Annotated in this window: 25 protein-coding genes; 13 read left to right on the plus strand and 12 right to left on the minus strand. The window is 58.6% G+C overall.

Translation table 11 applies throughout. The annotated features are described in order from the left end of the window. Position 1 precedes the first annotated feature (1 nt). Positions 2-601, minus strand: coding sequence for a superoxide dismutase (locus tag ACR0B0_RS07285; protein WP_113789565.1), 600 nt, complete (start codon positions 599-601; stop codon positions 2-4). A gap of 101 nt (positions 602-702) precedes the next feature. Between ACR0B0_RS07285 and ACR0B0_RS07290 the strand changes: the two genes are divergently transcribed. Both ACR0B0_RS07290 and ACR0B0_RS07295 read left to right on the plus strand, forming a co-directional pair. Continuing rightward, positions 703-1464, plus strand: a complete 762-nt coding sequence (locus tag ACR0B0_RS07290; RefSeq protein ID WP_480647085.1) for an FkbM family methyltransferase — start codon at positions 703-705, stop codon at positions 1462-1464. A gap of 100 nt (positions 1465-1564) precedes the next feature. Continuing rightward, the gene (locus tag ACR0B0_RS07295) at positions 1565-1954 is read left to right on the plus strand and encodes a hypothetical protein (RefSeq protein ID WP_480647087.1); all 390 of its coding nucleotides are present in this window, start codon (positions 1565-1567) and stop codon (positions 1952-1954) included. Positions 1955-2022: 68 nt separating this feature from the next. On the opposite strand, the gene ACR0B0_RS07300 is transcribed toward ACR0B0_RS07295, so the two are convergent. The 5 genes from ACR0B0_RS07300 to ACR0B0_RS07320 form a co-directional block, all read right to left on the minus strand. After that, positions 2023-2451 carry a hypothetical protein gene (locus tag ACR0B0_RS07300; RefSeq protein ID WP_170410341.1) on the minus strand — a complete coding sequence of 143 codons (429 nt, stop codon included), beginning with the start codon at positions 2449-2451 and terminating at the stop codon, positions 2023-2025. A 204-nt stretch (positions 2452-2655) separates the two neighbouring features. After that, entirely contained in the window at positions 2656-3222 is a 567-nt protein-coding gene (locus ACR0B0_RS07305; RefSeq protein WP_480647089.1) for a sarcosine oxidase subunit gamma, read from the minus strand. Then, entirely contained in the window at positions 3215-6229 is a 3015-nt protein-coding gene (locus tag ACR0B0_RS07310) for a sarcosine oxidase subunit alpha family protein (RefSeq protein WP_480647091.1), read from the minus strand. Before ACR0B0_RS07310 ends, ACR0B0_RS07305 begins: the two co-directional genes overlap by 8 nt. A gap of 43 nt (positions 6230-6272) precedes the next feature. Next, on the minus strand, positions 6273-6602 hold the full coding sequence (locus ACR0B0_RS07315; protein WP_170349132.1) for a sarcosine oxidase subunit delta: 330 nt from the start codon (positions 6600-6602) through the stop codon (positions 6273-6275). Between the two features lie 76 nt (positions 6603-6678). Next, complete coding sequence (locus ACR0B0_RS07320; protein ID WP_170349133.1) at positions 6679-7923, minus strand: sarcosine oxidase subunit beta family protein; 1245 nt, start codon at positions 7921-7923, stop codon at positions 6679-6681. On the opposite strand from ACR0B0_RS07320, the gene ACR0B0_RS07325 reads away from it, so the two are divergent. Genes ACR0B0_RS07325 through ACR0B0_RS07340 form a run of 4 tightly spaced genes read left to right on the plus strand, consistent with a single transcriptional unit; the run spans position 7922 to position 10052 of the window. Continuing rightward, a complete protein-coding gene (locus ACR0B0_RS07325; RefSeq protein WP_170349134.1) occupies positions 7922-8092 on the plus strand; it encodes a hypothetical protein in 171 nt (56 codons plus the stop codon). The genes ACR0B0_RS07320 and ACR0B0_RS07325 overlap by 2 nt on opposite strands. Before the next feature lie 26 nt (positions 8093-8118). Then, positions 8119-9339 (plus strand): c-type cytochrome biogenesis protein CcmI, encoded by a 1221-nt coding sequence (gene ccmI, locus ACR0B0_RS07330; RefSeq protein WP_480647094.1) that lies wholly within the window; start codon positions 8119-8121, stop codon positions 9337-9339. Next, on the plus strand, positions 9336-9800 hold the full coding sequence (gene ruvX, locus ACR0B0_RS07335; RefSeq protein WP_425080410.1) for a Holliday junction resolvase RuvX: 465 nt from the start codon (positions 9336-9338) through the stop codon (positions 9798-9800). The genes ccmI and ruvX overlap by 4 nt, the downstream gene beginning before the upstream one ends. 18 nt (positions 9801-9818) lie before the next feature. Then, positions 9819-10052, plus strand: a complete 234-nt coding sequence (locus ACR0B0_RS07340) for a DUF1289 domain-containing protein (protein WP_170359116.1) — start codon at positions 9819-9821, stop codon at positions 10050-10052. Positions 10053-10302: 250 nt separating this feature from the next. On the opposite strand, the gene ACR0B0_RS07345 is transcribed toward ACR0B0_RS07340, so the two are convergent. The 5 genes from ACR0B0_RS07345 to ACR0B0_RS07365 form a co-directional block, all read right to left on the minus strand. Continuing rightward, positions 10303-11031, minus strand: coding sequence for a SpoIIAA family protein (locus tag ACR0B0_RS07345; RefSeq protein WP_480647096.1), 729 nt, complete (start codon positions 11029-11031; stop codon positions 10303-10305). 34 nt (positions 11032-11065) lie between these two features. Then, positions 11066-11848, minus strand: coding sequence for a hypothetical protein (locus tag ACR0B0_RS07350; protein ID WP_170359120.1), 783 nt, complete (start codon positions 11846-11848; stop codon positions 11066-11068). Beyond that, complete coding sequence (locus ACR0B0_RS07355) at positions 11845-12669, minus strand: sulfite exporter TauE/SafE family protein (RefSeq protein ID WP_480637088.1); 825 nt, start codon at positions 12667-12669, stop codon at positions 11845-11847. The genes ACR0B0_RS07350 and ACR0B0_RS07355 overlap by 4 nt, the downstream gene beginning before the upstream one ends. A 39-nt stretch (positions 12670-12708) precedes the next feature. Further along, complete coding sequence (gene dusA, locus ACR0B0_RS07360) at positions 12709-13734, minus strand: tRNA dihydrouridine(20/20a) synthase DusA (RefSeq protein ID WP_480637090.1); 1026 nt, start codon at positions 13732-13734, stop codon at positions 12709-12711. A gap of 154 nt (positions 13735-13888) precedes the next feature. Next, positions 13889-14491: a TetR/AcrR family transcriptional regulator gene (locus ACR0B0_RS07365; protein ID WP_480647098.1), complete on the minus strand. Its 603-nt coding sequence runs from the start codon at positions 14489-14491 to the stop codon at positions 13889-13891. A 139-nt stretch (positions 14492-14630) separates the two neighbouring features. On the opposite strand from ACR0B0_RS07365, the gene ACR0B0_RS07370 reads away from it, so the two are divergent. The 6 genes from ACR0B0_RS07370 (at position 14631) to ACR0B0_RS07395 (ending at position 22152) form a co-directional block, all read left to right on the plus strand. Continuing rightward, positions 14631-15095: a (2Fe-2S)-binding protein gene (locus tag ACR0B0_RS07370; RefSeq protein WP_170349143.1), complete on the plus strand. Its 465-nt coding sequence runs from the start codon at positions 14631-14633 to the stop codon at positions 15093-15095. A gap of 3 nt (positions 15096-15098) precedes the next feature. Continuing rightward, positions 15099-17285 (plus strand): xanthine dehydrogenase family protein molybdopterin-binding subunit, encoded by a 2187-nt coding sequence (locus tag ACR0B0_RS07375; RefSeq protein WP_480647100.1) that lies wholly within the window; start codon positions 15099-15101, stop codon positions 17283-17285. Between the two features lie 137 nt (positions 17286-17422). Beyond that, the gene (locus tag ACR0B0_RS07380) at positions 17423-18742 is read left to right on the plus strand and encodes a glutamine synthetase family protein (protein WP_480647102.1); all 1320 of its coding nucleotides are present in this window, start codon (positions 17423-17425) and stop codon (positions 18740-18742) included. 58 nt (positions 18743-18800) lie between these two features. Then, positions 18801-19481, plus strand: coding sequence for a type 1 glutamine amidotransferase (locus tag ACR0B0_RS07385; RefSeq protein ID WP_170410363.1), 681 nt, complete (start codon positions 18801-18803; stop codon positions 19479-19481). Further along, positions 19481-20839, plus strand: a complete 1359-nt coding sequence (locus tag ACR0B0_RS07390) for a glutamine synthetase family protein (RefSeq protein WP_170349147.1) — start codon at positions 19481-19483, stop codon at positions 20837-20839. Before ACR0B0_RS07385 ends, ACR0B0_RS07390 begins: the two co-directional genes overlap by 1 nt. 8 nt (positions 20840-20847) lie before the next feature. Further along, complete coding sequence (locus tag ACR0B0_RS07395) at positions 20848-22152, plus strand: NAD(P)/FAD-dependent oxidoreductase (RefSeq protein ID WP_480647104.1); 1305 nt, start codon at positions 20848-20850, stop codon at positions 22150-22152. 21 nt (positions 22153-22173) lie between these two features. On the opposite strand, the gene ACR0B0_RS07400 is transcribed toward ACR0B0_RS07395, so the two are convergent. After that, on the minus strand, positions 22174-23136 hold the full coding sequence (locus ACR0B0_RS07400) for a formylglycine-generating enzyme family protein (RefSeq protein WP_480647106.1): 963 nt from the start codon (positions 23134-23136) through the stop codon (positions 22174-22176). A gap of 227 nt (positions 23137-23363) precedes the next feature. On the opposite strand from ACR0B0_RS07400, the gene ACR0B0_RS07405 reads away from it, so the two are divergent. After that, on the plus strand, positions 23364-24578 hold the full coding sequence (locus ACR0B0_RS07405; protein ID WP_170359138.1) for a DegT/DnrJ/EryC1/StrS family aminotransferase: 1215 nt from the start codon (positions 23364-23366) through the stop codon (positions 24576-24578). Positions 24579-24582: the final 4 nt, after the last annotated feature.

Below are 24582 nucleotides of genomic sequence, written 5' to 3' on the forward strand. Positions count from 1 at the left end.
ATTACATCCGCGATGCAACGTTTTCCCAGTTCACCAGATTGTCGAGGAAGTTCGACAGGTAAGCCGGGCGTTTGTTGCGGAAATCGATGTAATACGAGTGCTCCCAGACGTCACAACCCAGCAGCGCTGTCTGACCAAAACACAGCGGGTTCACGCCGTTTTCGGTCTTGGTTACAGCCAGCGAACCGTCCGCGTTCTTGACCAGCCACGCCCAGCCCGAACCGAACTGACCAGCACCAGCAGCGCTGAACTGCGACTTGAATTCGTCAACCGAGCCAAAGCTCTCTGTCAGGGCTTTTTCCAACTCACCAGGCATGGCGTTGCCTCCGGGGCCCATCATTTCCCAGAACTGGTTGTGGTTCCACAGTTGGCTGATGTTGTTGAAGATGCCGTTCTGCGCGACTGCGTTTGCGTCGTAGGTGCCAACGATGATCTCTTCCAGCGATTTGCCGTCCCACTCGGTTCCGGCGATCAGCTTGTTGCCGTTGTCGACATATGCCTTGTGGTGCAGATCGTGGTGATATTCCAGCGTTTCTGCGGACATTCCCTTGGCTGCCAGCGCGTCATGTGCATAAGGAAGATCAGGAAGTTCAAAAGCCATGTCGGCCCCCTGTTATAAATGTAAGTTGCGGTTCCCAAGGTTAAATGCTTTGACAGTCGCCATAGGTCAAGGCCCGTGACAATAAAACCCGGAGGTCCGCGATGCTGACACAGGCGCGCAAGATGTTTTACCGCGCCCGCGGGTACTATGCAGGCAGCCTGAATGGCGAGCCGTTTCATCTGGACCCCTATCATTCGAAATTCTGGCGCAAAGCCTCAGCCGGTGCGTGGGAGCCCGAAACTTTCGCCATTCTCGACGAATATCTCTCGTCCGACAGCGACTATCTGGATATCGGCGCCTGGATCGGCCCCACCGTGCTTTACGGTGCCCGCCGCGCCCGGCACGTGTGGTGTTTTGAGCCCGATCCGACTGCATTTAGGTATCTGGCGTGGAATCTGGACCTGAACGACATCCACAACGTGTCGGCCTTTGGGGTGGCGCTGTCCAACCAGTTCGGCGTGGCCCGCATGGCCTCTGTACGCGGCGAGCCGGGCGATTCTACCAGTTCCTTACTGCATGACGGCACGCATGGCAGCGACGCCCTGACAATTGCATGGGATCAGTTTGAGGCCGCAACTGACCTGTCCGGCGTTTCTCTGGTCAAAATGGATATCGAAGGGGCCGAATATTTCGTATTGCCCACTCTGATTGCCTGGTTGAAGAAACAGCGCCCCGCCCTGCTGCTATCACTGCACGCCCCGCTGTTGGCAACGGATAATCGATTGGAGAAGACGAAAAACCTGTTGGATCTTTTGGGTTTCTATTCCGCGGTCGCTGACGAAAACTCCCAACCAATTACAGCGGAACAACTATTGAATCCGAACGCTCTTGCGCAATACAAAACACTGTTGTTGCGCAATTGACAGTATCCCAAAAACGTTCTGAATAACTGCTTGGAACCTCTTGTTCTTTCTGCCCGTTTTTGAAATTTCCTGTACCCGGATACAAGGAAATCGGAAAAATATGAAATATCTCAGCATTGTTGCTTTGGCCGCATTTTTTGCACACGGCGCCATGGCGGAAACAGTTACCTACAATTGCAAAATGACCAAACAGGACAGCCACGGCTGGATCGCGCGGAACTATGCCTTTCAAGTGGACGCCGAAGACGGCTGGGCAAAGGTAGCGGGCAGACCTGAATGGATCGACACAAAATACAAAAGTCGTGGTAACAAAGGTGTTCGGATGGTTTGGACCGAAACACGCCGCGCCTCTGCCGGTGGTAATTTGCGTGTCAAGTATCAGGCAAACCTAAATCCCGCTGATAACAGCCTCAAAGTTCGTATGTCTTTCGTCAGTACAAACGCCGCTAACAAACCTTACGGTCTTGGCACTTGCAGCGTTGAAAGTTAAAAAAAAATCCCCGGAATTTCCGGGGATTTTCTTTTTTCGAGTACACAAAACCAGCGAGCTTGCAGAACTCAGGAAGCGTAAAGCGACTCGATCGTGTTTACTGAACACTCCCCAAAACCCGATGGCCGGTTCAGCACATTGGCTTGCGGAAATCTTGCGATCATGTCCAGGCGCTGTTTTTCCGGGTTCAGTGTGGCTGTATAACTTACATACGCAAGCCCGCTATTTCTGGCGGGAATTTTCATTTTCCACATGAGCCTGTATTCGCCCTTGCGGGTTGTTTTGAATTTCACATCTTTGGGCTGCTTATCCTCATAGTGATGAATGTAGGCGTCATAAGCCCGCGCACGCTTGTTTTCCGCATCAACACTCAGGATCACACGCTCGGCGATCCATCCTTCTTCCATCCGGTGCAAGTTGCAGTCATAGGTGACGACTTCAGCTTTCGCTGTGGTTGCAGCCAAGGTCAAAGCCAAGGCGGCTATCGCTTTCTTCATCTTCTTACGCTTTCAAGTTTTACCAATAACACTATAGCTTGCAGCCTTATCCCACTTAAAATTCAATACAATCTTAAGGGGAGACTGCCTTTGCACCTCTCTCATAAAAGGGCATCGAAATGTTGCGCAAGATGAAAAAGAAAACAGCCGCCTTTTTTGGGAAAGGCGGCTGTTATTTGTAACTTTTCTGCGGTGTTTATGAGGTCAATAAAACCCAACCTCACTGCCTGGCTGCGCCGCAGCCTTGAGCAGTTTGAACACGTAATCCGCAGCCGACCGGAAACAGACAACACGGAAGGTCTCGGCGTCGTCCATCCAGAACGCCCCTGCCACCTGCGCCAAGCGCGAGCGGCGGATTTGGCCAGGTTGGAACGCCTCGACCGACAGATCGACCGGGGCCAATTTGCCAACCACCTCGCGCGCGCTGGCGCCCGAGATGCGGAACACGGCCCGCGCGTCCGAGACATTGACCGCCAACGCGTGTGTGCCGCTAAGCGCATTTACCATTGCGGCCAACTTGGCCTCCACCTCGGCATACGGCACTAGCACCAGCAATTCGTCCGTGGACATCCAGCAAACGCCGGTGTCACCATTGACCAGAGATTCACGCTGGCCGGGTACTTTCTGGCCTGTGGCATCCTTGACCGCTTTGACCAGCACCTTATCGGACAGGTCGCCCCGCAGGGTGATCATACCCTGCAGGCCACATTCCTCGACTTTGACAATACCGTCATAGCCGGCGTGATTCAGTGCGCTGATGGGTTCAGACATTCTGCTTCTCCCCGTCTTTGTCATAGAAGATCGGGTCCACGATCTTGGCTTTATAGGTTTTGCCGTCGGTACCCGGGAACTCGACGATCTCACCCATCCGGTCGGGTCCGTGCTTGATCAAGCCCATGGCGATGCCTTTGCCCAGATTGGCCGAGTAATAGGTCGAGGTAACGCGACCGATCATATTACGCTGGCCGTTGGCGTTGACGCCGTCGCCTACTGCGTAAGCCCCGTCAGGAATAACGGAACCATCCACAGTCTCAAGCCCCACCAGTTTCCAGCGGTCCGGATCGGCCATATGGGTGCGCGAATGGGCGCGTTTGCCGAGGTAGTCCTCTTTCTTCTTGGACAGTGCCCAGTGCAGCCCCAGATCTTGGGGGATCACGGTGCCATCGGTCTCATCCCCGATCATGATAAAGCCCTTCTCGGCCCGCAGGATGTGCAGACATTCGGTGCCATAAGGCATAACTCCGAACTCCTGCCCTGCCTCGACCAGAGCATCCCAGAACGCCTGCCCCTGAGACGCAGGAACGGCGATCTCATAGGACAGCTCGCCCGAGAACGAGATGCGATAGGCACGGCAATCGAAGTCGCCGATCTTGCCATCGCGCCACTCCATGAACGGCAGCGCCTCTTTGGACACATCCATGCCGCCCAGCTTCTCCAACACCTTGCGGGCATTGGGGCCAACAACGGCCACCTGAGCGTATTGCTCGGTCACGTTGGCGACATAAACTTTCCAGTCCCACCATTCGGTTTGCAGCCACTCTTCCATATGGCCGTGGATACGTTCCGCACCGCCGGTGGTTGTGTGGCATAGCCAGGTGTCCTCATCGATGCGGGCAACAACGCCGTCGTCGATCAGAAAGCCGTTTTCCGAACACATCAGGCCATAGCGGCATTTGCCGACCTTCAGCGTGGACATCATGTTAGTGTACATCATGTCCAGGAACTTGCCTGCGTCCGGGCCTTTGACGATCAGCTTGCCCAGCGTCGATGCGTCCAGCAGGCCGAGGTTTTCGCGCGTATTCTTGACCTCGCGATTCACCGCGTCATGTACGGATTCACCGGGGCGGACATAAGCATAGGTCCGGCGCCAGTGGCCGACTGGTTCCCAATCCGCGCCGTTCTTGTCGTGCCAGTCGTGCATCGGGGTTTGACGGATCGGTTGGAACACGTCGCCCCGCGCTTCGCCGCCAATCGACCCCATCGAGATCGGAGTATACGGTGGACGGAATGTGGTGGTGCCGACTTTCGGAATTTCGGACTCCAACGCATCAGCAAGGATCGCCAGACCGTTGATATTACTCAACTTACCTTGATCCGTTGCCATACCCAGCGTCGTGTAGCGCTTGGTGTGTTCAACGCTTTCATAGCCTTCACGCGCCGCCAGTTGGACGTCGGACACTTTGACGTCGTTCTGGAAATCCAGCCAGGATTTCATGCGCAGTTGAACCTCGGCATTGGCGGGCATCAACCAGACCGGCTCCATCGCGGCCTCGGCCGTGGTTTCACCCTTCGGCGCGTCGGACGTCTTGGGTTTGAAACCTGCGCCATTGGCTGCGGCCTCACCTGCGGTTTGTGCGTCAGCCAGAACATCGCCCAGCGCCAGCGGGCCGTTGGCAGAACCGGCGGCCACGACAAAGCCTTCGCCGTTCGCGCCCAGCGGTGGACGTTCGGGGTCAGGACGGAAATGGGCGTTCGCGTCGTCCCAGATCAGTTTGCCACCGCAATGCGACCACAAATGAACGACCGGAGACCAGCCGCCCGACATGGCAACGGCATCGCACTCAACCTCTTCGCGAGCGCCACCGATACCTTCCTGATTGCAGATCGCGACCTTCTTGACGCGCTTGCCACCTTTGACTTTGGCGACGGCTTTTCCGGGGTCCACCCGGATACCGAGCTGACGCGCCTCTTCGGCCATCGGGCCCGCAGCGGCGCGTGCATCTATCACGCGCAGGACGTCCACTCCGGCCTGTTTCAGGATGATCGCGGTGCGATACCCATCGTCATTGTTGGTGGCAACGATCACGCGCTCGCCCGGGGTGACACCCCAGTTCACCATATAGTCGCGCATGGCCGAAGCGAGCATCACACCCGGGACATCGTTGCCCGCGAAAGACAGCGGACGTTCAATTGCACCGGTTGCGGTCACAACCTGCTTGGCACGGATGCGCCACAGGCGGTGGCGTGGGCCCTGAATGCCCGGAGTATGGTCAGTCAGACGCTCGTATCCCAGCACATATCCGTGGTCATAGACACCCGCGCCCATGCAGCGCAATCGCATGGTAACGTTATCCATTGTTTCCAGTTCGGAAACCAATTGATCCACGAACTTATCCACAGGTGCGCCATCAACGGTGCCCCCATCGACCGGGGCGCGACCGCCCCAGTGTGCCGTTTGTTCGATCAGCATCACCTTGGCACCGGACGCAGCCGCCGCCTTTGCGGCCTGCAGACCAGCCACACCACCGCCGATTATCAGAACATCGGTGAAGGCATAAAAATGCTCATAGGTGTCCGCGTCGCGGTTGTCTTTGTCGGGCGCTTTGCCCAGACCGGCCGACTGGCGGATGAACGGCTCATAAACGTGTTTCCAGAACGGCTTGGGGTGGATGAACATCTTGTAGTAGAAGCCAGCCGGCAGAAAGCGAGACAGATGCGTGTTCACCGCCCCGATGTCGAATTCAAGGTTCGGCCAGTGGTTCTGTGAAATCGCGGTCAGACCGTTGAACAACTCGGTCGTGGTGGCGCGCTGGTTCGGCTCGAACCGGTTGCCCTGCCCCAGACCGACCAGTGCGTTCGGCTCTTCCGCACCGCTGGCGACAACGCCGCGCGGGCGGTGATACTTGAACGACCGGCCCATCATCATCTGATCATTGGCCAGCAGGGCCGAGGCGAGCGTATCGCCCTCGTACCCCTGCATCGAGGTGCCGTTGAAGGTAAAGGTGACCTGTTTCGACCGGTCAATCAGCCGGCCTTGTTTTGCGAGACGGGTGCTCATGTTGCGGACCTTTCGCAGGCGGAATTACGGGTGGTGACGCGGGTCATTCGAACTCTCTCCAAGTCCAGCCGGGGCGTTTGGCCGAGATGGCATCCTTGATCTCTTTCGGAGGTTCGGTGACCTGTGCGGAATACGTGCCAAACACCTCAAGCGTCTGGGTACAGCGCGCGGCGTGGAACCACTTGCCACAGCCATTTGCGTGGCGCCAGCGTTCCAAATGGACGCCTTTGGGGTTTTCGCGCATGAACAGGTAGTCGTGGAACTCGTCATCCGACGAGCCCGGACCGAAACGCTTCAGATGCGCCTCGCCACCAGCGGCCAGTTCGGTTTCTTCGGCGTCGACGCCGCAATACGGGCAATTCAGGATCAGCATGTGTTCATCCTTTTGGCGGTCGGTCGGCACAATGGCCGACCTGAATTCTGTTTGTGGGCAACCTCGAGCAGCGCCCTTAGTGCGCCACCCCGGCGGCAACGCTTTCGTCGATGAAGCGGCCCTCTTTGAAACGGTCCAGCGAAAACGCTTCGGTCAGCGGCGAATGGCCGGTGGCCATCAACTGCGCCATCCCCCAGCCGGACCCCGGGATTGCCTTGAAGCCACCTGTGCCCCAACCACCGTTGATGAAGCAGCCTTGTAGCGGCGTCTTCGACAGGATGGGCGAGCGGTCACCGGTCATATCCACGATACCACCCCACTGGCGCAGCATCTTCAGACGCGAAATCATCGGGAAGGTCTCGACCAGCGCGCGGACGGTTTCCTCGATATGGTGGAAGGACCCGCGCTGAGTGAAGTTGTTATAGGCATCAGTACCGCCACCAATCACCATCTCTCCCTTGTCGGACTGAGACATGTAACCGTGCACGGTGTTGGCCATCACGACCACATCCATGCAAGGCTTGATCGGTTCAGATACCAGCGCTTGCAGAGCGATCGCCTCAAGCGGAAGACGGAAGCCCGCCATCTCCGCCAGCTGACCTGAATGGCCTGCGACCACGATACCCAGCTTTTCGCAGTCAATCGCGCCTTTGGTGGTATCTACGCCAACGACACGGCCGTCCTGAGAACGCACACCTGTGACTTCGCATTGCTGGATGATGTCCATACCCATGGCCGAACACGCGCGGGCATAGCCCCACGCCACAGCATCGTGCCGCGCGGTGCCGCCGCGTTCCTGCCACAGCGCCCCCAAAACCGGATAACGCGGACCGTCGATATTGATGATCGGAACCAGCTGTTTGACACGTTCAGGCCCAATCCACTCCGTCTGCACGCCCTGCAGCGCATTGGCATGGGCGGTGCGCTGATAACCGCGGATTTCGTGCTGTGTCTGCGCCAGCATCATCACACCGCGGGGGCTGAACATGATGTTATAGTTCAGGTCCTGGCTCAGGTCCTCGTACAGACCACGCGCCTTTTCATAGATCGCCGCCGACGGGTCCTGCAGATAGTTCGACCGGATGATGGTCGTGTTGCGCCCGGTGTTGCCGCCGCCCAGCCAGCCTTTTTCGATCACGGCGACGTTCTGGATGCCGTAATTCTTGCCAAGATAATAGGCGGTCGCCAGACCATGCCCCCCTGCGCCGACGATTATCACGTCGTACCGCTTTTTCGGTTCGGGCGAGCGCCACGCGCGCTCCCATCCGGTGTGATAGCGCAGGGCCTCCCGCGCCACAGCAAAGGCTGAGTAGTGTTTCATGAGCGAATCCATCCGGTTCGGTGATTGGCGCAGATATGCCGTGCGCGAACACTTTACCCCTGCCGCACAGCGCCACAATATCGAACTATTGCGACATCCGCCCTTTTATTGCGACATGACGTCCTCTCGCGGCCATTTGTCCCTTTTGTCGCCCCGCCGAGAGGTCTAAGTCAGGGCAGCCATATCGGAGAAACCATGTCGTTCCTGGTCGTCAACATTCTAACCGCACTGCTGATTGCCCTGTTCCTGGGCTTTTCCCTGCTCCGCAGCCGCAAAACGCGTGAGCCTGCGGCGGCATATGATCTGCGTGTCTATCGCGAGCAGCTGGCGGGCGTGGACAAGGATCTGGCCCGTGGCGTTATCGGCGAGGCCGACGCAGACCGGGTCCGCACGGAAATCTCACGCCGCATTCTGGCCGCCGACGCGCAGATGCAGGCCGGGGTTGATCGCGCCGGACCGCCTCGCTGGGCCAGCGTTACCGCCTTTGCTGTCATCGCGCTTGTCGTCGTGGGCGGTGCGATCTGGATGTATCGCCAGATGGGTGCCGCAGGGCTGCCGGATCAGCCCTTGTCGCTGCGGCTGGAGCAAGCCGAAACTCTGCGTGCCGAACGCCCCAGCCAGGCCGAAGCCGAAGCAGCCGCCCCGCCCGCACAATTGCCGCAGCTGGATGAGAGTTATGCCAATCTTCTGAATCAGTTGCGCGAGACTGTTGCAGCACGCCCCGATGATCTGCAGGGCCATATCCTGCTGGCTCAACACGAGGCGAATGCAGGCAATTTTCCCGCCGCTTACGCAGCCCAGCAACGTGTGATCGAGCTGTCTGGCGACGATATCCCCGCCGATGCCTTTTCACATCTGGCCGAGATGATGATTCTGTCCGTGGGCGGCTATGTCTCGCCCGAGGCCGAAGAGGCATTGAGGCAGGCGCTGAAACGCGACCCGCGCCATGGGCCGGCGCAATACTATCTAGGGCAGATGATGGTGCAGATCGGACGCCCCGACGTTGGATACCGGGTCTGGGTCGATGCCCTCCGCGATGCCCCTGCCGGCGCGCCATGGGCCGATGCCATTCGGGCCCAATTGGACGAGCTAGCTTTCCGCGCCGGAGTATTCAACGCGCCTGAAATACCTGCTGCCCCCGGCCCCAGTCAGGGTGACGTCGACGCCGCAGCCGAACTGACACCGGAAGAACGGCAAGAAATGATCAAGGGCATGGTCAACCAACTGTCTGAACGTCTGGCCTCTGAGGGCGGTTCACCCGAGGAATGGGCGCGTCTGATTGCAGCCCTTGGCGTGTTGGGCGAAGGTCAGCGGGCCATCGACATCAAAAACGAGGCTATGGAAGTCTTTGCCGGAAATGCCGATGCCATCGAACTGATCGACGCCGCCGCATTGCAGGCCGGAATTGCACAATGATTCACGACGCATTCGAAGAATTTGCTACCGCCCTGCCGCCGATGACCGCGCTGATGGGTCTGGATCTGGGTGAAAAAACCATCGGGGTCGCCGTCTCGGACCGGATGCGCGGTGTGGCCAGCCCGTTGGAGACCGTGCGGCGCAAAAAATTCACCCTGGATTCTGCGCGATTGCTTGAACTGATCGCTGACCGCGAGATTGGCGGTGTCATTCTGGGTCTGCCAAAAAACATGGACGGAACCGAAGGCCCCCGCTGCCAATCCACCCGCGCCTTTGCCCGAAACCTGTCGCGGCTGACCGAAGTTTCCATCGGGTTCTGGGACGAACGGCTCAGCACGGTTGCGGCAGAAAAGGCACTGCTTGAGGCGGATACGACACGAAAACGTCGCGGACAGGTTATCGATCACGTCGCGGCTGGTTATATTCTGCAAGGGGCGCTGGACAGGCTGCGCTTTCTTTAGTTGCAACGGGATACGGCAATGACGAACATGGTTTGGAAAAGGAACGAGGTCGAAAGCCCCTGTATCCAGATCTGCGTCGTTCACCCGACCGAACGTATCTGTACCGGTTGCTACCGCACGATCGACGAAATCTCGCGCTGGTCTAAAATGGACAGCAACGAGCGTGCTGAGATCATGGAAAACCTGCCCTCACGCAAACCCCAGCTGACCAAACGCCGGGGTGGTCGTGCCGCACGCCTGAAAAAGTCTTAAATTCTATCCAGATCGAGGACATGGACTGAATCTGCGCCGCTGCAGGTTGGTCTGAACTTCGAGGGGGATCAAGTTCGAACACTTGTGGTGAGTGAGTGGCAACCCACAGCGACGCGCTTCAGTTTTCAGGTTCCTCCGAAGTGGTTACGCGGAAGAACAAGACATTGCTAATCGTTTTTTGACCATTCAATCAAGAAAAACAAAGCCTGACCTAGCATGACCTGACGTAAGCGTCAGGTTTAGTCTTGGCCTACCCGGCAGCCAGCCAGGATTTGGCATTTTCGATATCCTCAGATGCAAAGAACTGAGTTCTCGTGCCCAGAACATGACTGGCCGCCCGTTGCGCCATATGTTGCCACGTTTTGTCCCCAACGATGGCCGCGCGATCCAGCATCCCGGCATGATTCCGAACCAGTTTGAAATGCGATGCCAGCGCTGACAGACCCTGCCAGCCGTCAAATTCCCGCAAGTCGATCAACAACCGGAACCCCTCCTTGGCTTGCAACAGGTTATCGAGGTCCCGTTCCGCCCGGCTGAATTCGTCGGGGTCCAGCTTTCCCAAGAGGCTGATCTGAATGCACGGCCCACCCAGATCAACCACGTGAATCGACCCCAAAGATTCGCGCATCCAGCGTCTGGCGGCTTCTAGATCGGAAAGGGCAAAGACTTGCACCGGGCATGGCAGGATCGGGGCAGCCAGGCGGATACTGGTCTTTACCCAACCCTGATCCGCCGCCACGCCAATGCGATCAAATCCGCGCCAGTGGCTCAGCCCCAGCTTTGTATCGGCCCAAGCGGCATTCAGATCGTAACCCTTGAATTCCGGCTGAACGACGGCCAGCAGACGCACGTTGTCATGTTCGGTCAATGCGGCCTCGATAGCGGGCACCAGAACCTCGCTGTAATCAGTACTGGTCACCTCGCCGGACAGTTCGACTTCCAGCAATGCTCCGTCCGAATTCCTGTGGACCGTAATCATCAAAAAACCTCCAAATCCGAATAATGGCAGGAGGTTAGGCGGATTCGATCCATTCGGCTACTCCCCCGGCGCACTCGGGGCGGAAATAGGCGATCATGCGTCCATCCGCCCCGGCCGAGGCATTGGCGCCCCATGGGGCCACCCCATGCAGGCAATGACGGTGCAACAGGTAGGCCTCACCGGGTTTGGCGGGCAATTCGATGCGTGGACAAGTGTCGAAAACTTCGCGGCGCGCAGCCTGATATGCCTCGGTTATATCCACCTGATGCAGACTATTGCGTGGGTGCCCGTCCAGCGCGTGTTTGAACGCGGCGCGCAGGATTTTATGACTGCCTTCCCACAGCACCATGGGGGCGGCATCAATACTGGCATCGTTCAGAGGAATGCCCAATATCCACGCATGCGGCTCATCCACGCGCCGCCGCCGATCCGGTCCCGCGGGCCGCAACCCGTCCACATGTGCCGCGTCCCGCTTCAACCGATACTGCCCGGCGCTGGCGCTTTCGCCCTGTCGCGGGCGTGGATAGCCGGGGTAGATGACCGAGACCTGCCCCTTGTGTAGCGGCAGTTCTCCGTACTGATCGGTGATGAAATCCATGGCCTGGCCGGACAACACCCCCGATTGCCCAACCCTGCCCCGCGGGTCATTGTCCAACGCGTCGACGCCAATAAACCATGTCCCCTCACAATCCAGCCATTGGGCATGGGCTGGGTCAGTGACAGATGCACGGGCAGCGGGCAGCGCGTGCCCTACCCACTCGGCCAGCACCGGATCGAAGGGGAACCTGATCCAGCCATTTTCGTGAAAATCGCTCATAACCCCAGTGCCTTACGCAGCATGTTCAGGGCGACCAGCGTCAGGAACACCGCAAACACGCGTCTGAGGGGTTTGGGGTTCATCGCATGAGCCAGCTTTACCCCCAACGGTGCGGTGATTGTCGTCATGGCGACAACGATACCAAATGCGACCAGATTGACCGCCCCGATGGTCAGAGGCGGGCGGTGTTCCGGCGGAACGTCCAGAAACAGAAAGCCCAGAACCGAAGGCACCGCGATGATCACGCCAAAACCGGCAGCAGTTGCCACGGCGCGGTGAATGGGCGTGTTGTAAAGGCTCATCAGTGGCACGCCGAAACTGCCGCCTCCGATCCCCATCAACACCGAAAGAAAGCCCACGGGGGGCGACAGTACGGCACGTTTGATCCCTTTGGGCATGGCGTCACCCAACCGCCATTCAGATTTGCCTAGCCCAAGATAGGCCCCGATGACCATCCCCAGCACGCCAAACAAAATCTGCAGAACCTCGGTCCGCAGCGCCGAGGCCACCAGAACGCCGATGATCGCCCCGACCGCAATCCCAGGCCCCCAGCCGCGCAGGATATCCCAGTCCACTGCGCCTTTCTTGTTGTGCGACAGCACCGATCGTACAGAGGTCACGATGATCGTCGCCAGAGAGGTCGCCAGACACAGCTGCATCAACTGCGGGCCGCCATAGCCAAGCGTCTGAAACGCATAGAAAAAGGCCGGAACCAGCACGATGCCCCCGCCAACGCCCAGCAATCCGGCCAGCACACCGGCCAGCGCCCCGATTACAAGCAAAAGGCCCAGCATCTGGGCCAGCAACATCGTCTCGGGCATCTTCCCCCCATAACGGCCTATGGCCGTATCTTGATCCGCTCAAACCTCGACCAGAGGCGCCACGTGCTCCAGTGCCTGCAACATTACCTCGGGGCCCGCGCCCTCATGCACCGCGCCTTCGGACAAGGCCCGCCGCCAGGCCCGCGCACCGGGGCGACCGGCAAACAAGCCCAGCATATGACGAGTGATCTGGTGCAACCGGCCCCCTTCGACAAGGTGAGCCTCAACATAGGAAACCATTTCCTGCACAACTTCGACAGGATCAGCGGCCTGCCCGGTGCCGTAGATCAGCGGGTCGGCTTCCGCCAAAATGTCGGTCGGCTGATGATAGGCCGCGCGCCCGATCATGACGCCGTCCAGCCCTGCCTCAAGATGCGTTCGCGCTTGATCCAGAGAGGTAATACCCCCATTGATCGAGATATGCAGATCGGGAAATGCCGCCTTCATCCGGTGAACCAGATCATAATCCAAAGGCGGAATATCGCGGTTTTCCTTGGGGCTGAGACCCTGCAACCAAGCCTTACGCGCGTGGATTGTCACCCGTTCGCAACCGGCCGCGCGGATTTGGTCCAGAAATGTTGGCAGAACCTCTTCGGGGTTTTGTTCATCCACGCCGATCCGGCATTTGACCGTCACGTCAACATCCACAACCTCACGCATAGCAGATACGCATTCGGCAACCCGGCCCGGGTCCTTCATCAAAACCGCCCCAAACGTGCCGGACTGCACCCGATCCGAAGGGCAGCCGCAGTTCAGGTTGACCTCATCATAACCCGCCTCGGTCCCAAGCCGCGCTGCCTGCGCCAATTCCTTTGGGTCGGACCCGCCCAGTTGCAGCGCTACGGGGTGTTCCTGAGGGCTGTATCTCAGCAAATGCATCGCCCCACCGCGCACCAGCGCTGGGGCCGTCACCATTTCCGTGTAAAGCAACGCCTGCCCACTGAGCAGCCGGTGCAGATAGCGACAGTGCCGATCCGTCCAATCCATCATGGGGGCAACGGACAGACGGGCCGCGCGCCTAAGTCCACCCCCTTTCAGGGCTGTGTTTTCTGCTAAATTCGACATACTTTCCGCGCCCGTCTTGGCCTTGTTCCTCAAGGGATCTTTTCAGAACAGCCCTGTAGCACTATTTCGGGATCGAGTGCCACTCGGAATGCCAAATTGTCAGTTTCGAGACGAATCTCAGCCAGGGCGGATGATATATGACGGGTTTTGACCCTCACACCGCATAACGGCTGATCATCATTTCGACGCTGTTTTCGATGGTTTCGGCCATTTCGGCCTTGCTCAGCACAGACCCGGTGAACAAAAGGGGCCAAAATGCGCGCGCTTTGATCAGGCCGATGAATTCGCGCCCCGCCTGTTCCGGATCGTCGATCCGCAATTGCCCGTCCTCGGCTGCATCCCGCATCATGCCGATAAAGGCGGCAGTTTTGTCTAGTTTGCCTGTCGCCTCGGCAGCAAGGGCCGGGCTGCGCAAGGTTTCGCTGATCACCATCCGGGACATCGCCATCACATCCGGCATCATCAGGATGCGTCCTTCGGCCCAGGCCAGTTCGGTCAGTTGTTCGCGAATATCACGGCCTTTTTTGTACCGGATTTCGACCACTTCGGCAAAGCGGCTGGACAGCTCGATCACAATCGAGCGAAACAGGTTTTCTTTGCTTTCGAAATACTTATACAGCGTACGCTTAGACACCTCGGCCTGCGCCGAGATGCGATCCATGCTGGCTGCGGCAAAGCCCTTGTCCTGGAACTCGGCCACAGCAGCTTCGATGATCTGCGCGTATTTGGTCGCATTCGGTGCGCTGCATTCGGTCATGTCAGAGCTATAGACCTATTGACAGGGGGCGGTCAAATCCTAGGTAAACGCAGGAGTTTACAATGGCGATATTCTGTGCCACTAGTAAACGCGCCAGTTTACCGACTCAGGTAACCAGCCCAACACGGAAGGTCCCCTCATGGCACTGACATTGAAACTGAATGGCGAAACCCACACGGTTGACGCCGAACCCGGCACGCCCTTGCTGTGGGTAATCCGGGATGAATTAAAACTAACTGGAACCAAATTCGGCTGCGGCGTCGCCTCGTGCGGTGCCTGCACCGTACACCTGAATGGCGAGCCCGTACGCTCGTGCCAGACCTATATCGAAGACGTCGAAGATGCCGAGATCACCACAATCGAGGCCGTCGGCAATGACAAGATCGGCGCCGCCGTTCAGCAGGCCTGGGTTGAGTTGGACGTCGTTCAGTGCGGCTATTGCCAATCGGGTCAGGTGATGTCGGCCGTTGGGCTGTTGTCCGAAAATCCCACCCCATCCGTCGAAGAGATTGACGATTACATGCACGGCAATGCCTGCCGCTGCGCCACCTATCAACGCATTCGCGCCGGCATTCAGCGCGCGTCCGAAATTCTGGAGGCCTGATCTATGACCATCAACACCTCTCGCCGTGGGTTTCTGAAAGGGGCCGCCGCTGCCGGTGCTGTTCTGCTGGTTGGTGCGCGTGCCGATGGCGTGCTGGCTGCGACCTCATCCGAGACTGCGCAATTCAACCCCTTCGTCAAGATTGATGCGAATGGCACAGTGACGGCCATCGTCAAACACTTTGAAAAAGGTCAGGGCCCCGCAACCGGCCTGCCGACGTTGATCGCCGAAGAAATCGGTCTTCGCATGGATCAGATCGACTACGAATTCGCGCCATCTAACGCGCAGGTTTACAACAACCTTCTGTTCGGCCCCTTTCAGGGCACCGGCGGGTCGACCGCGATGGCGAATTCGTGGATGCAATATCGTCAGGCTGGTGCCGCCGCGCGCGAAATGCTGATCGCCGCCGCCGCCCAAAGCTGGGGCGTGGATGCCGCGGGTATCACCATCGACGAAGGCATCGTCAATGCGGGCGACCAATCCGCCCCGATTGCCGAGTTTGTGGCTGCGGCCTCTCAGCTAGACGCGCCCGCCGAGCCGCGCCTGAAAGACCCATCGGAATTCCGTCTGATCGGCAACGAATCCGTGCGCCGCAAGGATTCCGCCATCAAAGGCAACGGTCAGGCCATGTATGCCATGGACGTTCACCTGCCAAACCAGATGGTCGCCATGATCAAGCGCCCTGAGTCAAAAGGCGGTATCGCCAACGGCTTTGACGACAGCGCGTCGAAAGAAGTCAAAGGCTATATCTCAGCCGCCGTTCTGCCCAATCAGGCAGGGGTCGCGGTTTACGCCGAAAACACCTGGGCCGCGATCCAGGCGCGTGACGTGCTTGAGGTTGATTGGGATATGTCGGGCGCGGAAACCCGCCATTCGGATCAGATCAAGGCCGAGATCATGGCCGCACTGGATGCCGAACCAACTTATAACGTGAACAAGGCGGACTTCGCAGCAGTCGCAGCAGCAATCGACGGGGCAGACAAGGTCATCGAAAAGACCTTTTACTTCCCGCTGCTGGCGCATGCTCCGATGGAGCCTCTGAACTGCACCATCGAACAAACCGCCGAGGGCGACATCGTCTTGCATGACGGTGCGCAAATGCCGACCGGCCCGCACATGGCGTATCAGCAAATCTTCCAACTGCCGCCCGAAAAGATCCACATCAAGACGATGCTGGCAGGCGGGTCGTTCGGGCGTCGCGCGACACCAGATGCGGATTACCAAGTCGAGGCAGCGCTGGCCTTTGTGGTCACCGACCGCTCGCGCCCGGTTAAGCTGGTCTGGACGCGTGAGGATGACATCCGCAGCGGCTATTACCGCCCTGCCTTTGGTCACAAGGTCCGTGTGGGCCTGAATGCCAATGGCGACATCGTTGGCTGGCAACATCAGGTAGCTGGACAATCGGTCATCAAGGGCACTCCGTTTGAATCCGTTCTGGTGCATGACGGGATCGACCACAGCTCGATCGAAGGTATCGCCGACAGTCCTTATGCCATCCCCGGAATGGCGCTTGGGCTGACCGACACGCCGAAGGCAACGACGGTACTGTGGTGGCGCTCTGTGGGCCACACCCACACCGGCTATGTCATGGAGACGATGATGGATGCAGTTGCCGAGGCCGCAGGGCGCGATCCAGTGAAGTTCCGACTTTCGCACCTTGCCGACGCCAGCAACCCGGATCAGGCACGCAAAGCTACGGTTCTGAAACTGGCGGCTGAAAAAGGCAACTGGGGCAACGCGCCTGCAGGTCGCGCGCAGGGTATCGCAGTTCACAAGTCTTTTGGTTCCTATGCCGCTCAGGTTGTCGAGGTATCGGGCGATCCGGAAAACGGCATCAAGATCGAAAAGGTCACTTGTGCAGTCGATTGTGGCATTGCGGTGAACCCCGATGTGGTGCGCGCGCAGATGGAAGGCGGCATCGGTTACGGCATCGGACATGTCATGCGCGATCAGATCACGCTGACAGATGGCACTGTGGATCAATTCAACTTCCCGGATTATGAGCCGCTGCGGATTGGCGACATCGCCGCGATTGACGTACATATCGTTCCATCAGCCGAGGCACCCACAGGTGTTGGCGAACCGGGCACCCCACCCTCGGCCCCGGCGTTGGCCAATGCAATCAACGCATTGTCAGGCACGCATGTAGCCGAACTGCCAATGGCTGAAAACGGCGTCAGCTTCGTTTAAAGCCCCTGCTCCGCGCCGTTCCCCTCTGGCGCGGAGCAACTTGCTGCAAAACCACCACGGCAATAATTTGATCAAATTTAGTGACAAGGCGCGTTTAACCCATTACATCTCGGGTAACTCGAAGGATGGAGACCCCGATGGACCTGAGCGCCCTGCACAGTTTTCGCGTTACTGCCTGTGACCTGAACGGTCAGATGCGCGGCAAGCGAGTGCCGCCCTCATATGCCGACAAGCTGACTAAAGGCGCGGTGCGGATGCCCTTTTCCGCGTTGAATGTGGATCTATGGGGCGCGGATATCGACGGCAGCCCGCTGGTCTTTGAATCCGGTGACGCCGATGGAATGCTACTGCCGACGGACCGCGGGCCGGTGCCGATGCCTTGGCTGGAAGCAGACACCGCACTGGTCCCGATGTGCTTGCATGATGACGCAGGTGTGCCCTTTGCTGGGGATCCCCGGCACGCGCTGGCCGCTGTGCTGGAACGCTATGCCCAGCGCGGTTGGTCTGTCATCGCAGCGACCGAACTGGAGTTCACTCTGCTGGACGCATCCGGCCCCCAACCGCAGCCTCCAATCAACCCGGTCACAGATCGGCGGCTGGCGGATGAGGCAGTTTTGTCCATGGCCGAGATGGACGCGTTCGACGCGTTTTTCACCGATCTCTACGACGGATGCGCAGCCATGGGCATACCAGCCCAGACAGCGATATCCGAAAGCGGCATTGGCCAGTTCGAGATCAACCTGAACCACCAGGACGCCATGCGCTGCGCCGATGATACGTGGCTTTTCAAGACCTTGACGCGTGGCCTTGCCCGCAAACATGGGTTTACGGCCACATTCATGTCGAAACCGTACGCCGATGACGCGGGCAACGGGATGCACGTGCATTTTTCGGTCGTTGACGAGAAAGGCCGAAACGTATTCGACAGTGGCGGGCCTGAGGGCACTGATCTGCTGCGCTGGGCCGTTGCCGGATGTCTGTCGGCGATGCCGGGCTGCACGCTGATATTTGCGCCCCACGGCAATTCCTACACGCGCCTTATACCCGGCGCGCACGCCCCGACCGGTGCCAGTTGGGCCTATGAAAACCGCACCGCCGCCCTTCGCATTCCCGGCGGTGCCCCTGCCGCGCGGCGGATCGAACATCGCGTCGCGGGCGGCGACATCAACCCTTATCTGATGCTGGCGGCCGTGCTGGGTGCCGCGCTGAACGGGATCGAGGACGAGACCGAACCCCCCGCCCCAATCTCGGGCAATGCATATGAGATCGACAACCTGCCGCAACTGGCAGCAGATTGGGGTGCAGCCATTACCGCGTTCGAAACCGACGCGAACGTGGCGCGCATCTTCCCCGCCGATCTGATCCGCTTTTTCGCCATGACCAAGCGGCAGGAAATGCGCCGCTTTGCCGACCGCCCGGTGGAAGAACACTGGCTAAGCTATCTGGAAGCGGTATGACCCTCTTGCCCGCGTGAACCCGGTGGGCTAGAATAAATTTGATCAAATTTGGTGACCCATGAAAATCGGCATCCTACTGACCGGCCACCCTCCTGACGTATTGCAGGACCAGTTCGACGAATATGACGCGATGTTTCGCGCGCTTCTGGACGGCAATGGCTTTACCTACGAAACCTTCGCCGTCGTGGACGGGCAGTTCCCAAAAGATGAGCTTCAGGCCGATGGCTGGGTCATCACTGGCTCGCGCCACGGCGCGTATGAGAACCACCCGTGGATACCGCCTCTTGAAGATCTGATCCGCGCCATTCGCCAAAGCGGACGCCCCTTGATCGGCGTCTGTTTCGGCCACCAGATCATTGCGCAGGCGCTTGGCGGGAAAGTCGAGAAATTCAAAGGCGGCTGGGCCGTTGGACGCACGGACTATGAATATGACGGCCAGACCATAACGCTGAACGCCTGGCATCAGGATCAGGTGATTGATTTGCCCGAAGACGCACGCGTGTTGGGCACAAACACTTTCTGCCGTAACGCGATGGTGGCCTATGGCGACAACGTCTGGACGGTGCAGGCGCATCCGGAATACGGCGATGCCTTCATTCAGGGCCTCATGAACACGCGCGGAAAAGGCGTTGTGCCCGATGCACTGATGGAGGCGGCAGCCAACCGCCTGCCCGCCCAGAATGACAATCCGAAGATCGGGCAGTTGATGGCCGAGTTTCTGAAGAAAGAGAGGGCCTGATGGCCGACTGGAAAGATCAACTGCCACAGGCAGCCCGAACTTATATCGACGGCCAACGGCTGGATGAGGTTGAATGCATCATCTCGGACTTACCCGGTATCGCCCGTGGCAAGGCTGTGCCCGCCTCAAAATTTGCAAAGCAGGCCTATTTCCACCTGCCCGACAGCGTTTTCTACCAGACCATCACAGGTGATTGGGGTGAGGCCGCCGGCGAGGACGGGTTTATCGAACGGGACATGATCCTCAAGCCTGACTTTTCGACCGCCTCGGCCGCGCCCTGGACGGGCGACTGGACACTGCAAGTGATCCACGACGCCTATGACCGGGATGGAGAGCCGATCCCCTTCAGCCCCCGCAACGTGCTGAAACGGGTGGTGCAGATGTATCACGACAAGGGCTGGAAGCCGATTGTCGCGCCTGAAATGGAGTTCTTTCTGGTCGCCCGCAATGTCGATCCGGCGCAGGGGATCAAGCCGATGATGGGTCGCTCGGGCCGTCCGGCGGCGGCTCGTCAGGCCTATTCAATGACGGCAGTGGACGAGTTCGGCCCGGTGATCGACGACATCTATGATTTCGCCGAACACCAGGGATTCGAGATCGACGGCATCACGCAAGAAGGCGGCGCGGGTCAGCTGGAAATCAATCTACGCCATGGCGATCCGGTCAAGCTGGCGGATGAGGTGTTCTACTTCAAACGCCTGATCCGCGAGGCCGCTTTGCGTCACGATTGCTTTGCCACCTTCATGGCCAAGCCGATCGAGGATGAGCCGGGCTCGGCCATGCATATCCACCACTCGATCATCGATACTGAGACCGGGCAAAACATATTCTCTGGTCCACAGGGCGGTGAGACGGACGCGTTCTATAACTTCATTGCCGGGCTGCAGAACCACCTGCCCGCCGGGCTGGCCGTGATGGCGCCTTACGTGAACTCCTACCGTCGCTACGTGAAAGACCACGCCGCACCGATCAATCTGGAATGGGCACGTGATAATCGCACCACCGGTATCCGCGTACCCCTGTCCGGGCCTGAGGCGCGGCGGGTCGAAAACCGTATCGCCGGGATGGACTGCAACCCTTATCTGGGCATCGCGCTGTCGCTGGCCTGTGGCTATCTCGGCCTGACACAGCAGGAACGTCCCCGCCGTCAATTCTATGGCGACGCCTATGAAGGCGAAGGCGATATCCCACAGGTTATGGGCAGCGCGCTTGACCTGTTTGATGAGGCCGACGCCCTGCATGAGGTCCTTGGCCCAGAATTCGCCCGCGTCTACAGCATCGTCAAACGCGCAGAATACGAGGAATTCCTGCAGGTGATCTCTCCGTGGGAGCGTGAGCATCTGCTGCTGAACGTTTGAGGTGCGCGATGAACCTGCTCTATTCCAACGACCGCAAGGCCGAGTATCCGGCCAGTTGGTATGCGGCGACGGCCAACCCGGTGGATCGGTTTCCGGCACTCCGCAAAGACGAGACAGCCGATGTCTGTGTCGTTGGTGCAGGCTACACCGGCCTGTCCGCCGCGCTGCATTTGGCCGAAGCCGGGCTCAACGTGGTGCTGCTTGAGGCGCACCGTGTGGGGTTCGGCGCGTCCGGTCGCAACGGTGGTCAGTTGGGAAGCGCCCAGCGTATGGACCAGGAAGACCTCGAGCGGTTGGTTGGAAACGATGATGCGACCAAGCTATGGGATCTGGCAGAGGACGCAAAAGATCTGGTCAAATCTCTGATCGCTAAGCACCAGATCAACTGCGACCTGAAACCGGGCGTTGCCGTTCTGGGCCTCAGCGCAGGCGAGCAGCAAGATCTGCACGAACATGCCGCACATCTATCCGGCCGTTACGGTTACGATCAGATCGAATTGTTGGATAAAGCCGCCGGTCACGCGCTGTGTCCATCGCCCTCGTATAAAGGGGGATATCTGGACATGGGTGCGGCACATCTGCATCCGTTGAACTTTGCCTTGGGTCTGGCACAAGCCGCGGCAAAAACCGGGGTGCGCATCTTTGAAAGCACCGAGGTTACCGGGATTGAGGAAGGCCAACCTGCCAAGGTGCAGACGGTGAACGGAACGGTCACCGCCGACCACGTTATTCTGGCCTGCAATGGCTATCTGGGCGATCTGAACCGCAGGGTGGCGTCAAGGGTCATGCCGATCAATAACTTCATTGCGGCGACCGAGCCATTGGGGGCCGACGCCGCCCGCGTCCTGACGCAGGACGTCGCGGTCGCCGACACGAAATTCGTGGTGAATTACTTTCGCCTCAGCGCAGATGGTCGCCTGCTGTTTGGCGGTGGTGAGAGTTATGGCTACCGTTTCCCCGCCGACATAGCCGCCAAGGTGCGCAAACCTATGACAGAGATTTTTCCGCATCTGCATGATGTGAAGATCGACTATGCCTGGGGTGGCACGCTGGCTATCACCATGCGCCGCATGCCCTACCTGACGCGAGTTGCGCCGAATATCCTGTCGGCCTCGGGTTATTCAGGCCACGGTGTCGGCACGGCCACCCATGCTGGTCAATTGATGGCACTGGCCATACAGGGACAAGCCGAAGGCTTTGACACCATGGCCCGCGTCCCCGCCCTACCCTTCCCCGGCGGCTCCGCCCTGCGCAGTCCGCTGCTGGTTCTGGCAATGACGTGGTTTGCGCTGCGGGATCGGTTGGGGTTTTGAGGGCGAAGAACACCAGCGAATTTACTTTAACTCTCTCAAGATACGGAAACCGTTTGATGTTGATCTCGCGGTTGGCTCCACCCTGCCCCGTGTGGCCACACGTGAAAAATCCATTGCTAGCCAAAAGGCTCCATTGCGCCCTGCTCTTGCCTGACATCCTGGCTCCAACGCCTTATTCAAGTAAACGCTTGACGTGCTCCAAAGTTGATGTGTTTCCGTCCAACAAGACATCGTTAACTCAGCCACATTCCCCGACATGTGTCGCAACCCCCAATCATTGGCGGAGTCAAGCTCGTCAACCGGAACCGGGTGACCACGCCTCGCTAGGTCTGGCCTCTTGACCCCAAGCATTTCTTCGGTGGGTTTCCCGTGGAAATTTACCTGATCCGTGGTGACATCTTCACCTTGCGCAAACGGGGTTTGTGTCCCTGCACGAGCTGCGTATTCCCACTCGGCCTCTGTCGGAAGGCGGTAAACATCTGCCCCAACTTTATTGTTGAGCCATCGCGCGTAGGCCAATGCATCCAGATAGGACACATCAATAACCGGATGATTTCCGCGAATGTCAGCGCATCGGTCTCTGTAGGGTAGAGAGATACAATCTCTTGGGTAATGCCCCCCACACCCTCCATCATCTACACAGGCCATCCATTGCTCGTGGGTAACTTCATTTCGCCCCATGGCCACAGGCATATCGACCGTTACTGGATGCACCGGCCCTTCGTGATGCGCGATATAGGGCTCTTCGGGCGTTGCAAGTCGAAACCCTTTTGCGTCCCAGTGAAAGTTTCGTTTTGCTTCCCCCGGAGGGGCCCCCATCAGAAACTCACCCAAGGGCAAGGCAATCATTTCAGGGCATAAATCGCATTCCTGAAAAATCTCAAGCGGTGTAACTTCGGTACCATCCGAAAGCACATATTCCGCATGTACTGCCGAAGCGAACGTTGAAAGCGCCCAAAAGCAGGCGAAACGTGCGAATGTCAAAGCCGTGATCCAACCCATCAAACAAAAAGCGTAAAGGTTGGGTCATTGGCACCTTACTGCCCCCGAAGTTGCAAGCTCAAAATACTTTTTGGGACCTGTCGCAGGCTGACCTGCGACCTTTCGACTATGAAGGATTGGTGAAATTTCGCCAACATGGCGATTGAGGGGTTTTATTGCCCCCCATTTAGCTTTATCTTTCCCAAAGTTAGAATTTGGGAAAATCAAATATGACGCTTCCTCCAAACGTTCATGACGCCGAACCCATCCCCGAAGCAGCAAAAGAAGCCATCGACGCCCTGATGCAGTCGGGCGACCTGTTCCGCTATACCGCGCCGCAGGATGCGCCGGTGGCTCTGCTCGAGGCGGAATTTGCCGCTTTGCTGGGAACAAAATACGCGTTGGCCGTGTCATCGTGCTCGGCCGCATTGTTCCTGTCTCTCAAAGCGTTGGGCTTGCCGCGGGATGCACGGGTTCTGATCCCCGGCTTTACCTTTGCTGCTGTGCCCTCGTCTGTCGTGCATGCGGATTGCATTCCGGTGCTGTGTGAGGTCGGCGAGAATTATCGCATCGACATGGAAGATTTCGCCACCAAGCTGGACGGCGTACAGGCCGTAATCATCAGCCATATGCGCGGCCACACGTCCGACATGGATGCCATCATGGCGCTGTGCAACGAACGCGACATCCCGGTGATCGAGGATGCGGCTCATTCGCTGGGCACAACCTGGCATGGGCAGAACATTGGCACCATCGGCAAGGTGGGGTGCTTTTCATTCCAGTCCTACAAGATGATCAACGCGGGGGAAGGCGGCATCCTGATCACCGACGATGCCGACCTGGTGGCCCAGGCCGTGATCATGTCGGGCGCTTATGAGCACAACTGGAAGAAGCACAAAACCCCGCATGGCGACAACTCGCCCGAGTTGGAGCAAGCCTTTGCCCGCTGGCAGAACCAGTTGCCGCTGTATAACCTGCGGATGAGCAACCTGAGCGCTGCCGTGATCCGCCCCCAAATCCCCGAACTGGCGCGACGCGTGCGTGATGGCCTGTCTAACCACGACTACGTGGCCGAACGGCTGAACACCTCGTCCCATATCGACGTCCCTGCCCCCCTGACACCCGAACGTCGGGCACCGGATTCGATCCAGTTCAATCTGGTCGGAATGAATGAGGCCGAAATCCGCGCCTTTGCGGCTGCTTCAGAGGCACGCGGTGTCAAAGTTCAGGTTTTCGGCCTGAGCGAAGACAACGCCCGCGCCTTCTGGAACTGGCAATTCCTGCCCGAAAAGTTCGACTTGCCGCAGACACGGGACATGCTGATGAAAGCGTGCGACGTCCGTCTGCCTGTACGGCTGACCAAGGAAGAACTAGACGTGATCGCCGATATTCTACTGGCTTCGGTCGGCGAGGTGACCGGCCCGGTTCCCGTCTACGGAACTTGATAAG

The sequence above is a fragment of the Ruegeria sp. BA12 genome (genome assembly GCF_056539625.1).

What these genes read in the sequence shown, in the direction of transcription:
- ACR0B0_RS07285 (WP_113789565.1), bottom strand. Translation starts at nt 601, where the DNA reads ATGGCTTTTGAACTTCCTGATCTTCCTTATGCACATGACGCGCTGGCA.
- ACR0B0_RS07290 (WP_480647085.1), top strand. Translation starts at nt 703, where the DNA reads ATGCTGACACAGGCGCGCAAGATGTTTTACCGCGCCCGCGGGTACTAT.
- ACR0B0_RS07295 (WP_480647087.1), top strand. Translation starts at nt 1,565, where the DNA reads ATGAAATATCTCAGCATTGTTGCTTTGGCCGCATTTTTTGCACACGGC.
- ACR0B0_RS07300 (WP_170410341.1), bottom strand. Translation starts at nt 2,451, where the DNA reads ATGAAGAAAGCGATAGCCGCCTTGGCTTTGACCTTGGCTGCAACCACA.
- ACR0B0_RS07305 (WP_480647089.1), bottom strand. Translation starts at nt 3,222, where the DNA reads ATGTCTGAACCCATCAGCGCACTGAATCACGCCGGCTATGACGGTATT.
- ACR0B0_RS07310 (WP_480647091.1), bottom strand. Translation starts at nt 6,229, where the DNA reads ATGAGCACCCGTCTCGCAAAACAAGGCCGGCTGATTGACCGGTCGAAA.
- ACR0B0_RS07315 (WP_170349132.1), bottom strand. Translation starts at nt 6,602, where the DNA reads ATGCTGATCCTGAATTGCCCGTATTGCGGCGTCGACGCCGAAGAAACC.
- ACR0B0_RS07325 (WP_170349134.1), top strand. Translation starts at nt 7,922, where the DNA reads ATGAGCGAATCCATCCGGTTCGGTGATTGGCGCAGATATGCCGTGCGC.
- ACR0B0_RS07320 (WP_170349133.1), bottom strand. Translation starts at nt 7,923, where the DNA reads ATGAAACACTACTCAGCCTTTGCTGTGGCGCGGGAGGCCCTGCGCTAT.
- ccmI (WP_480647094.1), top strand. Translation starts at nt 8,119, where the DNA reads ATGTCGTTCCTGGTCGTCAACATTCTAACCGCACTGCTGATTGCCCTG.
- ruvX (WP_425080410.1), top strand. Translation starts at nt 9,336, where the DNA reads ATGATTCACGACGCATTCGAAGAATTTGCTACCGCCCTGCCGCCGATG.
- ACR0B0_RS07340 (WP_170359116.1), top strand. Translation starts at nt 9,819, where the DNA reads ATGACGAACATGGTTTGGAAAAGGAACGAGGTCGAAAGCCCCTGTATC.
- ACR0B0_RS07345 (WP_480647096.1), bottom strand. Translation starts at nt 11,031, where the DNA reads ATGATTACGGTCCACAGGAATTCGGACGGAGCATTGCTGGAAGTCGAA.
- ACR0B0_RS07350 (WP_170359120.1), bottom strand. Translation starts at nt 11,848, where the DNA reads ATGAGCGATTTTCACGAAAATGGCTGGATCAGGTTCCCCTTCGATCCG.
- ACR0B0_RS07355 (WP_480637088.1), bottom strand. Translation starts at nt 12,669, where the DNA reads ATGCCCGAGACGATGTTGCTGGCCCAGATGCTGGGCCTTTTGCTTGTA.
- dusA (WP_480637090.1), bottom strand. Translation starts at nt 13,734, where the DNA reads ATGTCGAATTTAGCAGAAAACACAGCCCTGAAAGGGGGTGGACTTAGG.
- ACR0B0_RS07365 (WP_480647098.1), bottom strand. Translation starts at nt 14,491, where the DNA reads ATGACCGAATGCAGCGCACCGAATGCGACCAAATACGCGCAGATCATC.
- ACR0B0_RS07370 (WP_170349143.1), top strand. Translation starts at nt 14,631, where the DNA reads ATGGCACTGACATTGAAACTGAATGGCGAAACCCACACGGTTGACGCC.
- ACR0B0_RS07375 (WP_480647100.1), top strand. Translation starts at nt 15,099, where the DNA reads ATGACCATCAACACCTCTCGCCGTGGGTTTCTGAAAGGGGCCGCCGCT.
- ACR0B0_RS07380 (WP_480647102.1), top strand. Translation starts at nt 17,423, where the DNA reads ATGGACCTGAGCGCCCTGCACAGTTTTCGCGTTACTGCCTGTGACCTG.
- ACR0B0_RS07385 (WP_170410363.1), top strand. Translation starts at nt 18,801, where the DNA reads ATGAAAATCGGCATCCTACTGACCGGCCACCCTCCTGACGTATTGCAG.
- ACR0B0_RS07390 (WP_170349147.1), top strand. Translation starts at nt 19,481, where the DNA reads ATGGCCGACTGGAAAGATCAACTGCCACAGGCAGCCCGAACTTATATC.
- ACR0B0_RS07395 (WP_480647104.1), top strand. Translation starts at nt 20,848, where the DNA reads ATGAACCTGCTCTATTCCAACGACCGCAAGGCCGAGTATCCGGCCAGT.
- ACR0B0_RS07405 (WP_170359138.1), top strand. Translation starts at nt 23,364, where the DNA reads ATGACGCTTCCTCCAAACGTTCATGACGCCGAACCCATCCCCGAAGCA.